The organism is Streptomyces tibetensis (assembly GCF_007655005.1).
GTDB classification, from domain to species: Bacteria; Actinomycetota; Actinomycetes; order Streptomycetales; family Streptomycetaceae; genus Streptomyces; species Streptomyces tibetensis.
This window is the reverse complement of record NZ_SZVW01000023.1, coordinates 146796-158671: the sequence shown is the minus strand read 5'-3', so window position 1 is coordinate 158671 and position 11876 is coordinate 146796. Positions and strand designations below refer to the sequence as shown.

General features: G+C 70.9%; 12 protein-coding genes. 5 read left to right on the top strand and 7 right to left on the bottom strand.

The features are described 5' to 3' along the window. Window positions 1-49: 49 nt before the first annotated feature. From FDO69_RS33565 to FDO69_RS33535, 7 genes are all read right to left on the bottom strand, one after another. On the bottom strand, window positions 50-403 hold the full coding sequence (locus FDO69_RS33565; RefSeq protein ID WP_104785763.1) for a hypothetical protein: 354 nt from the start codon (window positions 401-403) through the stop codon (window positions 50-52). A 156-nt stretch (window positions 404-559) separates the two neighbouring features. Further along, the gene (locus tag FDO69_RS33560) at window positions 560-1528 is read right to left on the bottom strand and encodes a hypothetical protein (RefSeq protein WP_234388206.1); all 969 of its coding nucleotides are present in this window, start codon (window positions 1526-1528) and stop codon (window positions 560-562) included. Window positions 1529-1614: 86 nt separating this feature from the next. Further along, window positions 1615-2265, bottom strand: a complete 651-nt coding sequence (locus tag FDO69_RS33555; RefSeq protein WP_104785760.1) for a hypothetical protein — start codon at window positions 2263-2265, stop codon at window positions 1615-1617. A gap of 137 nt (window positions 2266-2402) precedes the next feature. Next, window positions 2403-2630, bottom strand: a complete 228-nt coding sequence (locus FDO69_RS33550) for a hypothetical protein (protein ID WP_104785757.1) — start codon at window positions 2628-2630, stop codon at window positions 2403-2405. Beyond that, window positions 2627-2914: a hypothetical protein gene (locus tag FDO69_RS33545; protein WP_138430247.1), complete on the bottom strand. Its 288-nt coding sequence runs from the start codon at window positions 2912-2914 to the stop codon at window positions 2627-2629. The genes FDO69_RS33550 and FDO69_RS33545 overlap by 4 nt, the downstream gene beginning before the upstream one ends. A gap of 20 nt (window positions 2915-2934) precedes the next feature. Continuing rightward, on the bottom strand, window positions 2935-4008 hold the full coding sequence (locus FDO69_RS33540; RefSeq protein WP_420878565.1) for a hypothetical protein: 1074 nt from the start codon (window positions 4006-4008) through the stop codon (window positions 2935-2937). After that, window positions 4008-4667: a hypothetical protein gene (locus FDO69_RS33535; protein ID WP_167526728.1), complete on the bottom strand. Its 660-nt coding sequence runs from the start codon at window positions 4665-4667 to the stop codon at window positions 4008-4010. The genes FDO69_RS33540 and FDO69_RS33535 overlap by 1 nt, the downstream gene beginning before the upstream one ends. A 428-nt stretch (window positions 4668-5095) precedes the next feature. On the opposite strand from FDO69_RS33535, the gene FDO69_RS33530 reads away from it, so the two are divergent. The 5 genes from FDO69_RS33530 to FDO69_RS33510 all read left to right on the top strand — a co-directional run bounded on the left by FDO69_RS33530 (window position 5096) and on the right by FDO69_RS33510 (window position 11865). Continuing rightward, entirely contained in the window at window positions 5096-7984 is a 2889-nt protein-coding gene (locus FDO69_RS33530) for a BTAD domain-containing putative transcriptional regulator (RefSeq protein WP_420878563.1), read from the top strand. After that, a complete protein-coding gene (locus tag FDO69_RS33525) occupies window positions 7981-8709 on the top strand; it encodes a prepilin peptidase (RefSeq protein ID WP_104785746.1) in 729 nt (242 codons plus the stop codon). Before FDO69_RS33530 ends, FDO69_RS33525 begins: the two co-directional genes overlap by 4 nt. Window positions 8710-8815: 106 nt before the next feature. Further along, a complete protein-coding gene (locus tag FDO69_RS33520; protein ID WP_234388205.1) occupies window positions 8816-9805 on the top strand; it encodes a CPBP family intramembrane glutamic endopeptidase in 990 nt (329 codons plus the stop codon). 70 nt (window positions 9806-9875) lie between these two features. Next, window positions 9876-11075 (top strand): cyclic dehypoxanthinyl futalosine synthase, encoded by a 1200-nt coding sequence (gene mqnC / locus FDO69_RS33515; RefSeq protein ID WP_104785744.1) that lies wholly within the window; start codon window positions 9876-9878, stop codon window positions 11073-11075. Window positions 11076-11082: 7 nt separating this feature from the next. Further along, complete coding sequence (locus tag FDO69_RS33510; protein ID WP_324828117.1) at window positions 11083-11865, top strand: imidazolonepropionase-like domain-containing protein; 783 nt, start codon at window positions 11083-11085, stop codon at window positions 11863-11865. Window positions 11866-11876: the final 11 nt, after the last annotated feature.

The window sequence follows — 11876 nt, the reverse complement described above, 5'->3', positions numbered from 1 at the left end:
CCGCCGGCTCTTTGGAGCCGGGGCCTTTCGCATGTCTCGCACAGGGGGCCTACTTCCCCCCGCCGTCTCCCTTACCGCCCTTACCGCCCCGCTTGTCTTCGGTCTTCACGGCGTCGTTCACCTTCTTGGCGAGTTCGTCGTCCAGCTTCTTGAACTCGCGCACCACGGCATCGGACATACTCGCCAGCGCGTCGAGCTGCTGCGTGATGTCCTCACGCCCGTCTTCCCAGTTGGACTCGAAATCGTCGAGCGCGTCATTGACGCTGCCGTCGCCGATATCGTCCTTGTACGACTCGAAGAGCTTCTTGGTGTGATTCAGCCGGGTCTTGATGGACCGCAGCCGACGCCCGTAGCTCTCCAGCTCGGTCAGCGGAAGCGCGAGGTCGCTCTTGCCCTTGCTCATGCGGCAGCCTCCAACGTCCGACTCTCTGATCTCGGAGGAACCGTACCGCGGTCCGACGTGCCGGCCCAGGACGCCCGAGCAAGGGCAAAGCGGCCTTCCGTTCCTCCGATCGGGCGCTCGAAGCCCTGACGACCCCGGGCACGAGCGGGCGGCGCGTCAGCGGTTGATCGACTGGATCTCCTGGACGTTCATGTCCTGCGTGGTCTCGAAGGTGCCGTCGGGGAGGTCGCCGTCGGTGCCGTCGGAGCCTTGCCAGGTGATCTTCCAGGTGATGCTGGCGGAGAGCTGGTACGGGGCGCCGCCGGTCGCGTGGAGGTAGCGGATGCCGCACGGTGGAGTCTTGTCGGCGGCGCCCTTGGTGTACGGGGTGCCGATGGAGCCGTCGTCGTTGATCCGGCAGTCGCCGGAGGCGGGGAAGAGCTCGGCGTCCTCGGTGCCCGGGTCCAGGTGGAGGGCGACCGGCTTGGCGGTGGTCTCCGCCCACAGGCCCGTACCGGGGAGTTCCGCGCGGACCTTGACGTCCCTGAAGGTGCCCTTGTCGAGCCAGACCCAGGTCGGGAGGTTCACCGTCGACCTGGCCGCCGGCTTCAGCTCCACCTCGGTCCCGGGGACCTTGACCTTGTCGTAGGCGTACTCCGCGAGGATTTCCGGGGTGGGGGCCTTCGGCACGTCGGGGATCTCGCCCGCGTCCTGCCAGAACATCAGCCGACTGCACAGGGACGTGTCGTCGAGTCCGGTCACGTTCGGCGCGACTCCTCGCCAGAAGTAGCCCTTCTTGCCGAGGTTGTAGTTCTTGTACCCCTTCACGGTCGCCGGCTTCGTGAAGATGGTGGTGGCGTCCTTCTCGTCCCGGAAGTGGTCGGTCCAGAGCTTCGATCCGTACCAGCCGTCACGCAGACCGACGTCACCGCTGCCGTCGTTCTCGGAGAAGTCCTTCAGCTGTTCAGGGGTGAAGACCGGCTCGTACCAGCACGGCGGGGGCTTCCAGTTCACGTCCGTCGAGGAGACGGTGCCCTGCTTGCCGCCGGTGGGGCCGCTGGTCTGGGTGACCTTGATGCGGGAGTGCGAGGCGGAGGCGGACAGTTCACCGCTGTCGTTGGAGCCCCCTCGCACACCGCTTCCCATGCCTCCGAACGCGCCGGCCGGCGACGAGCTCAGAAGTGCCACGACCAGTGACGTGGCGATCAGGGGTATCGCCCGGTACGGCGCCCTCACCTGGAGCACTTCCCTCGCTCACCGCGCACCGACGAGTTCTGCCACACGCCCTGCTCGCTCTTCGCCAGGGATACCGAGTAGCGGACGTAGGGGTTGGTGCCCGCCGGATTCCCCTCGACCTTGCTGGTCTTGCGGTTCCTGGTCTTCGCGTCGGTCTCGTCCGTGCAGTAGGTGAGCGACGCTCCCCTGCCGTTTTCGGCCATGACGAGCTTGGGGTCGAAGGCGGGCAGCTTCCCGATGACGGTGAGGTCCTTGTCCGTGTAGGACTTGATCCACTGCTTGGTCATCCCGCGGACACCCTTGGTGTCGTAGAAGCTGACGGCTTCACTGTCCGGGTCGTTGGCGATGATCGCCGCGTAGCCGGCCCGGACCTCTTCCTTCGCGTCGTTCAGCACCGCCTGCTCCACCGGATCGCTGCTCGTCCAGTTCTCGAAGGTCAGCTGAAAGCTGCTCGGGAGCTTGATCACCGGGCGCTTGACGTCGGACTCCGCGGAGGGCGAGGCCGATGCCGACGGGCTGTTGGAGCTGTTGCCCGCGCCCTTGATGTCGTCCGATGCCGAGTCGTCGCCCCCGCCACAGGCGGTCAGAAGCAGCGCCGCCGCCGTGGCGAACGCTGCGGCAGTGGTGGTCAGTGCGCGGCGGGCCACAGTTGATCTCCCCCGTGATTTCGGTGTACGCGACAGAGAACGAAGCTATCAGGGGTGGGTCATGGCCCCATGGGAGGCCGTGGGGGATCGTGTGGGGAAGGTGAGGAGTGTGGCGTGGCGGTTGCGAACAGTACGTTTCACGCCTGGGGAGCCATGAGGTCGCTGCCTGCGCCGAGAGGGCTCCGGTCGAGCAGGGCGACGATGTCCCGCGCACCGGACGGCGAACTCGTCAGCCGGGCCCACGAACCATCCCGGAAGAAGACCGTGAAGTCGGACTCGGCCATGCTGAACCGCCTGATCTCCGCGCCGGTGATCTCGTCCTGGGGCAGCGACCAGAGGACGGTTTCGGACCCCGGCGTTTTCATACCACCGCCCCATGAGAGGCACCGGCTGCCCCGCGCGGTGTCCTCGTACGACAGGATGCGTACCAGCCCGTCCGGGCCGTGGTGGCGGTCAGCACATGCACGCCGAGCTTGCCGAAGAACCCTCGGACTTCGAAGGCCGGCCGGGTCGGCCAGTCGGGCAAGTCCTGTTCGATGTCGTTGCGTTCGAGGTCACGATACGAGCGCCGCTTCGCCACAGAGGCGGCGGTACCGGTCGCGAACTCGACCCGGTAGCGCACGGGTTCTTCGACCATGCCTTCCTTCACCCTCGTTCCCCTTGAGTCACTCAGCGGTTGATCGACTGGATCTCCTGGACGTTCATGTCCTGCGTGGTTTCGAAGGTGCCGTCGGGGAGGTCGCCGTCGGTGCCGCCCGAGCCCTGCCAGGTGATCTGCCAGGTGACGCTGGCGGACAGGTGGTACGGAGTGCCGTTCGTCGCGCGCAGGTAGCGGACGCCGCACGGCGGGGTCCTGTCGCCGCTGCCCTTGGTGTACGGGGTGCCGATGCTGCCGTCGTCGTTGATCGCGCAGTCGCCGGAGGCCGGGAAGACTTCGGCGTCCTCGGTGCCGGGCTCCAGGTGGAGGGCGACCGGCTTGGCGGTGGTCTCCGCCCACAGGCCCGTGTCGGGGAGTTCCGCGCGGACCTTGACGTCCTGGAAGGTGCCCTTGTCCAGCCACACCCAGGTCGGCAGGTTCACCGTGGACTTGGCCGCCGGCTTCAGCTCGATCTCCGTGTCCGGGACCTTGACCTTGTCGTACGCGTACGCGGCGAGCGTTTCGGCGGTGGGCGCGTTCGGCACGTCGGGGACCTCGCCGGCGTCCTGCCAGAACATGACCCGTTCGCAGCCGTAGGAGTCCGGGGCATCGGGGTCGCGGGCCACCCCGCGCCAGAAGTGGCCGTCCTTGCCGAGGTTGTAGTCGTCGTAGCCCTTGCGGGTGATGAGGGAGCCGCCCTCGTAGTTGTAGGCGTCCTTGCCGTCACGGTAGTGATCCGTCCACAGCTTCTGACCGCCCCAGGAGGCGTGCGGGCTGACCTGCCCAAGGGCGAGGCCCGTCTCCGAGAACTTCTTCAGCTGCTCCGGCGTCATGGCGGGCTCGTACCAGCAGGGCGGGGGTTCCCAGTTCACGTCGGTCGACGTGAGGGTGCCCTGTTTGCCACCCGTGGGGCCACTCGTCTGCGTGACTTTGATGCGGGATACGGCAGCGGAGAGTTCCTGGTTGCTCGCGGCGCCCGAAGCGGGGGGCGGCGCGGGCGAGGTGGTGTCCTCCGCCGGACCGTCGGCATGCGCGATGCCGCCGGTCCACAGCACAGCCGCCGCACCGACGGCGGCGCTCCAACCCACCGTCCGTCGTGCGGGCATCATTCGCGGCAGTCCTTCGCCTTGCCCATGACCTCGACGGTCCCGGCCTTCCAGACCCCTGAAGAGCCGGCCGGGGGGACCATGAGCATCCTCCACCGCTGATAGCTGTCCAGGCTCTCCTCGGTGCGGATGACCTTGTCCGTCTTGATCTCCTTGCCGTAGAACTCGGCCTGGTTCCTGCAGAACGAGACGACGACGCCCTTGCCGTCGCTCACGGCGGCGACATCCTCGTCGTAGTACTTGTCCGTCCCGTAGACGGTCCATCCGCCCTTCACCCACGCCTCGATCTGCGACTTGGCGTACTGCGTGGCCTGCGCGCCCGAATAGAACCGGTACGCCGGGTCGTCAGGATCCTGCGCCGCGATGCCGTGCTTCAGCGCACGGACGTAGTTCTCGGCGTCGGACAGTGCCGCCGCCTGCTTCGCGTCGGACGGCTTGTCGAAGTCGAAGACCAGCTTCAGGTCCTTCGGCACGCTGACGTCCGGGCGGTCGGAGTCGGCGGGGCCGGACGCGGACGCCGACGGGCGGCTCGACCCGTCACCCGCCCCCTTGATGTCGTCCGACGACGTGTCGTCGCCACTCCCGCCGCAAGCGGTCAGCAGCAGTGCCGCCGTCGCGGCGAACGCGGTGGCTGTGGTGGTCAGAGCGCGGCGGGCCACGGCTTCTCCCCCGAAGTTCGACGTGTGCAACTGAGAACGAAGCTATCAGTGGGGCGCGTTGGGCCTTCGGCCCACCATGGGCGATTGTGTGGAGAGTGTGAGGGCTGCGCGTAGCGCTCGCGAAGAAGGGTGATCGTCAAGCTCGGCCGCAGGGCCCACGCCCGTGGCTACAAGGGCAAATCGGACGGCAGTGAGGTTCCTTACCGCTGCCCTTCGACGACCCCGATAAGAGTCCATAAGATCTCTGTAGGCTCAGCACACCCTCACCCCACAGCCCAGCCCCACCCCACTCCACACACGACCCCAGGACACCCGCCATGCCGCGACGCCGCACCTCAAGCTCGTCAAGCTCGACGGGAAGTACGTCGGGAAGTACGACGGGAACGTCGGGGACCACGGCCTCCCCCAGGAACCGGACCCCGCAGCCGGTGCGGATCCGGCGGCGGTCGTTCGGGGACTTCGTCAAGGCGTTCCTCGCCTTCGTCGCCCTGGCGGTGCTGCTCGTCGGTGTGCCGGGCGCGCTGGCCACGCAGATCGGGTGGCCGCTGCCGAACGGGGTGCCCAGTTTCGACTGGCTGCAGCAAGAGATCACGGTCCACACGTTCCTGAACATCCTCACCGTCATCGTGTGGCTGGCGTGGGCGCAGTTCACGGCGTGCGTGCTCGTGGAGATGAAGGCCGCGCTGTCGGGCGTCGGCGTGCCGGGGCGGGTGCCCGGCGCCGGGCCGAGTCAGTTGCTCGCACGTCAGCTCGTCGCCGCGCTGCTGCTCGTCGGCGCCACCGCCGCCAGCTTCACGCCGGGGCTGTCGCAGCTCGGGAACAGCTACGACGCCAACCAGAAGCCGACCGTCGCCGCCGCTCAGGCCACCCCGGGCATCTTCGCCCAGCAGCAGGAGCAGGCCTCCGGCGCCGCGGCCGCCCTCGCCGAGCAGGCCTCGCACGCCGCCGCCCACGCCGACGCCGGTGGCAGCACCGCCAAGCAGGGCGACACCAAGTTCTACCGGATCCAGCCGCCCGAGGGCCGTCACCACGACTCCCTCTGGGAGATAGCCCAGCGCCACCTCGGCGACGGGCGCCGCTACAAGGAGATCTTCGAGCTCAACAAGGACCGCGTGCAGCCGGACGGGTCCAAGCTCTCCGAGGCCAGCCTCATCCGGCCCGGCTGGATCATGGAGATGCCGGGCGACGCCCGCGGCGGCGACCTCGTCGAGATGCCCGACGAGGCACCGAACGTGTCGCCGGACGTGCAGCAGCAGATCAGCGACTACGCCCAGACCGGCGACCACGCCCAGGGCGGAGGCGGCGCCCAGGGCGGAAGCGACCAGGCGCACGGCGGCGCCACCCAGGTGTCCGTCCCCGACCAGCAGCGGCCCGCCCACGACGGCACCGGGCACCAGCAGGCCACCGCCGTCGGCGCCGAGTCCGACAGCTCCTTCGGCCTGCCCGAAGCCCTCCTCGCCGCGCCCCTCCTCGCCGCCGGTCTCCTCGGCGCCCTGGGGCGGCGCCGCCGGCAGGCCCTGTGGCAGTCGGCGTTCGGCTCCATCGGCGGACGGCGCGGCATGGAGCCGCCCACGCCGAGCGGTGACGCGCAGGACGTCCAGGACGCGCTGCTCGTCGGCGCCGACCCCGAGGGCGTGCGGCTGCTGGACCGAAGCCTGCGCGGTCTCGCCGCCTCCCTCGCCGAGGAGTCGCGCGCGCTGCCGGTCGTCTACGCGGCCTGGCTCACCAACGGCGACCTGCACCTGCAGCTCGCCCAGCCCGCCGGGAAGCCCCCGGCCCCCTGGCAGCAGGGGCAGGACCAGACGTTCTGGATGCTCTCCCGCACCGACGCCGAGCGCTACGAGGACGTCGACACGGCCGCGCCCTACCCCGGCCTCGTCAGCCTCGGCACCATGGACGACTCGCGGCTGCTGCTCAACCTGGAGGCCGTGCCCGGCATCGTCTCGCTGAGCGGCCGGGAGGCCGACCGGGCCGCCGTCTTCGCGTCCGTGGCCGCCGAGTTGGCGACCAACGGATGGTCGGACCGCATGACCATCACGCTCGTCGGCTTCGGGGAGGACCTCACGCCCCTCGCCCCGAACCGGATCCGGCACCTGGAGGACGTCGAGGCCCTCGTCGAGACCATGGAGGCCGAGACGCGGCAGCGGCGCGGAGCGCTGGGCGCCGCCGGGCACGACTCCGTCCTCACCGGGCGCACCGGGCCCGCCCAGCACACCCGTTGGGCCCCGCACCTGGTCCTGCTCGCCGCCCAGCCGTCCGCCGAGGACGCCGTCAAGCTCGCCGAACTCGCCGCCGACGCCAGCCGTCTCGGCATCGGCTACCTCGTCGGCACCGAGACCGGCGATCTGCCGGGCGCCGCCTGGGAGATGGAGATCACCGGCCAGGGCAAGCTGCTCGCTCCGCTCCTCGGGCTCGAACTCGACGCCCAGTTGCTGCCCGTCGCCCAGCAGCGGGCCGTGGTCGAGCTGTTCGTCGAGGCCGACCCGGAGCGCGAGAGCGACAGGCCGGCGACCACCCCGCCGTTCCTCGTCGACATCAGCGAGCAGGGCCGTCCGGCCGTGTACGCCCGGCTCGTCGGGCCGTACGAGATCATCGGGCTGGACAACCCGGACGGGGAGCGCAGCGCGCTGCTGCACGAGGCGCTCGCCCTGCTGCTCCTGCACCGCGAGGGCGTGCACCCGCGCGTGCTGTCCTCGGCGCTGTGGCCGCGCGGTGTCACCGACGACGTGCGCGGCGCGCTGCTCGACCGGCTGCGCGACTGGCTCGGCACCGACCCCGACGGCACGCCCCGCCTCGCCACCGACGGCTCCGGCCGGCTCACGCTCGCCAAGACGGTGGTCTCCGACCTGGACGTGCTGCGGTCCCTGTACCACGAGGCCACGCAGGGCCGGGGCGTCGGCAGCCGGGCCGTGCGCGGGCGGCTGCTCACCGACGCGCTGGTGCTGGTGCGCGGGCCGCTGCTCGCCGACCGGCCGGAGGGCCGTTACCAGTGGCTGTCCCACGAGATCGTGGACGCCCAGTTGCCGCTGCTCGTCGCGGACACGGGGCTCGCGCTGTGCGAGTTCCACATGGAGAAGGACCGCGCGGAGAAGGCCATCGAGGCGCTCAACGCGGCCCTGCGCACCGCTCCGGCCGACGAGCGCCTGTGGCACGAGCTGCTGCGCGCCACCCACGCCACCGGTGACACGGAACGGCTGACCGGACTCGCCACCGACCTCATCGGCCGCAGCGGGGCCCGCGGGCTGCCGCCGCGCACCGAGGCACTGCTCGACGAGCTGCTGCCGACGTGGCGTGACGCGATCGCCGCGGTGGGATGAGCACCGGGCTGCTGGTCCTCGTCGCCGCTGTGTGGGGTGCGGCGGCGGGAGCGCTGCTGCCGCGCGCGGCCTACCGGTTCTCCGCGCCGTCGGGGGAGGCGTGGCGCAAGGAGTGCCCCGGCGGCCACCCCGTCAAGGGCTGGCTGGGGCGGGCGGCATGCCCGGAGTGTGCGGAGCCCGGATACGGACCGCGTGCGACGCCCCTCGTGATCGCCACCGCCCTGGTCTGCGCGGTCCTCGCCGCCGCGACCGACACCCGCCCCGAGCTCGGGGTCTGGCTGCTGCTCGCCCCGGTCGGCGTGCTGCTCACGGTCGTCGACTTCCGGGTACGGCGCCTGCCCGACCCGCTCACCCTCCCCTTCGCCGCGGCCGCCCTGGCCCTGCTCGGCCTCACCGCCCTCGTCCCCGAACACGCGGGCCACTGGACGACCGCCCTGCTCGGCTCCCTCGCCCTGGGCGGCGGCTACTTCGTCCTGTTCCTCATCAACCCCGCAGGCATGGGCTTCGGCGACGTCAAGCTCGCCCTCGGCACCGGCGCCGCCCTCGGCTGGTACGGCTGGCCGACGGTCATGCTCGGCACGTTCGCCGGTTTCCTCCTGGGCGCGCTGTACGGCGCCGCCCTGGTGATCACCCGCCGAGCCACCCGCAAAACAGCCATCCCCTTCGGCCCGTTCCTGATCGCGGGCGCGTTCCTGGGCCTGCTCGTGGGCGCGTACACGGCCTGACACCAGAGTCCGGCATGCGAACCCGGTCGTCCGGCACGCCGGCACGCGCCCGAGAGCCCGATGAACGCCTGTGACCCGCGCAACCGGCGCTGCCATGATGCTGATCATGACAAACGCATCGCCTCACCCCGCCTACCCGACCGCGCACCCCGTCGGCCCGTCCCCGGACCCCACCCCTCACCCGTACCACCGCCTGGACCGCACCACAGGCCGTCACCGCTGGTGGCGGCCGCTGGTCGGCACGGTGCTGCTGGCCTTCGCCTACTTCGTGACGCTGCTCATGCTGCTGGCCGTCTCCTACGGGCTCGGCACGGCGCTCGGTGCCCCGGAACTGCCCGACGGCGGTGCCGACTTAGGGCCGCTCGGGAACACCGCGATGGATCTCGTGTCGATCGCGATAGGCCTGCCCCTGGTGCTGCTGGCCACGCTGTGGCCGGCGAGACGGGGTGCCGGGACCGTCACATCGGTCACCGGACGGCTGCGGATCGGCTGGCTCGGGTGGTGCCTGCTGGCCGGGCTGCCGCCCATCCTCCTGCTCACGGTGATCTCCTTCTTCCTGCCGGGCGGCTCGGACGAGTCCGACACCTGGGTGGGCCTGCGCTCCTTCCTCGTGGCGCTGGCCGTGCTGGCCGTCCTCGTCCCGCTGCAGGCCGCGGCCGAGGAGTACGTCTTCCGCGGCTGGCTGCTGCAGGCGGTCGGGGCGTTTCTGCGTTCCCCGTGGCTCGCCGTGATCCCGCAGGCCGTGCTGTTCGCCGCGGCCCACGGCTGGGGTACCCGGTGGGGCTTCCTCGGGCTGCTGGTGAACGGTCTCGTGATGGGTCTGCTCACGATCCGCACCGGCGGACTCGAAGCGGCCATCGTCCTGCACGTCCTGAACAACCTGCTGGCCTTCGGCGTCTCCGCCGCGGTCGTCGGAGGACTGTCGTCGGACGAGACCGCTGCCGACGCGCCCTGGCCGCTGGCCCTCACCGCCATGGCCACCGACCTGCTCTACGCCGCGCTCGTGCTGTGGCTCGCCCGGCGTCGCGAGCCGCAGCGCCTCTCCGCACCGAGCACCCCACCCGCCCCCTACGCCCACGCCGCCCCTACGGCCTGACGTCCGGCCGGCCGAAGCCCTGGCGTACGCTGGGCTGGTCCGTCCACAACCCTTACGAAAGGGACGCCCGGTGACCGAGAAGGCCGACCTTCAGCCCATCCTCGACCGTGCAGCCGCCGGTGGGCGGATCACCCCGGACGAGGCGCTCGTGCTGTACCGGGACGCCCCGCTGCACGCACTGGGCGCCGCCGCCGACGCCGTACGCCGCCGCCGGTACGCCGGGACCGAGCACATCGCGACGTACATCATCGAGCGCAACATCAACTACACGAACGTCTGCGTCACGGCGTGCCGCTTCTGCGCGTTCTACGCCGCCCCCAAGGACACGGCCAAGGGCTGGACGCGTGACCTGGACGACATCCTGCGCCGCTGCGCGGAGACCGTCGAGCTGGGCGGCACGCAGATCATGTTCCAGGGCGGACACCACCCGGACTACGGCGTCGAGTACTACGAGAAGCACTTCAAGGCGATCAAGGACGCGTTCCCGCAGCTGGTGATCCACTCGCTGGGCGCGTCCGAGGTCGAGCACATGGCCCGGATCTCCAAGGTGAGCGTGGAGGAGGCGATCCGGCGCATCCACGCCGCCGGCCTCGACTCCTTCGCCGGTGCCGGCGCCGAGCTGCTGCCCGAGCGGCCCCGCAAGGCCATCGCCCCGCTGAAGGAGTCCGGCGAGCGCTGGCTGGAGATCATGGAGATCGCCCACAACCTGGGTGTGGAGTCGACGTCGACCATGCTCATGGGCACCGGCGAGACCAACGCCGAGCGCATCGAGCACCTGCGGATGATCCGGGACGTCCAGGACCGCACGGGCGGCTTCCGCGCCTTCATCCCGTACACCTACCAGCCGGAGAACAACCACCTGAAGGGCCGCACGCAGGCGACGCTCTTCGAGTACCTGCGCATGATCGCCATCGCGCGGCTGTTCATGGACAACATCGCCCACATCCAGGGCTCCTGGCTCACCACGGGCAAGGAGGTCGGCCAGCTCTCCCTGCACTACGGCGCCGACGACCTCGGCTCGATCATGCTGGAGGAGAACGTGGTGTCGTCGGCCGGTGCCAAGCACCGGTCCAACCGGATGGAGATCATCGATCTGATCCGGAAGGCGGGCCGGGTGCCCGCCCAGCGCGCCACCACCTACGAGCACCTCGTCGTCCACGACGACCCGGCGAACGACCCGGTCGACGACCGCGTCGCCTCGCACATCTCCTCCACGGCCATCGCGGGCGGCACGGCTCACCCCGAGCTGAAGCTGCTGGCCCCCAACTGACCCCACCGTGCTGACGATCCACGCCGCCCCGCTGGTCCTCCCGGCGGGCGCGGCACCCGGCACGGACTCGCCCGGCACGGACGCATTCGGCATGGACTCGCCGGGCACGGACGCACCCGGCAGGGATGCACCCGGCACGGATGCACCTGGCACGGACGCACCCGGCACGGACACAGCCGTCGCGGACGGAGCCGTCCTGGTCGACGGCGACCGGATCACGACTGTCGGGCCGTACGAGGAGCTCGCCGAACAGGCACCGGGCGCGCGGGTGCGGCGCTGGCCGGGCGTCCTCACCCCCGGTCTGCGCCAGTGGCACCCGCTGTGGCTGCTGCGCCACTGCTACCACCCCGACCCGCGCGAAGCCGACGAGCTGGGCGAAGAACCCCTGTGGGGCGAGAAGCTGGCCGCCCTGGGCGACCTCACGGATACCCGCTGGTCGGGCAGCGTGCGGCGCGGGGTGCAGCGGATGCTGCGGTACGGCACCACGGCCGTCGCCTCGCCCGGCGCCCGTTTCCGCGATCCGCTGGTGGCCACAGCCGTCGCCCGCTCCGGGCTGGCCGTCGTGGGGACCACGGGCGCTCCCGGCACGCTCCTCGGTGAGCGGCCCGACCTCGACCCGTTCGCGGAGGGGTACGACCTGCGCGGCACGGTCCACGCCCCGCTGTCCGTCGGCGGCCGGGCCGACCTGGCCGTGTTCGACGTCCCCGACGAGACGGCCCTGCGCGAGCGCGGTGCGGTGACCTGCGTGGCGACCGTGCTGGCCGGCCGCCTGGTGTACCGGGCCCGCTGACCCCGAGGCCG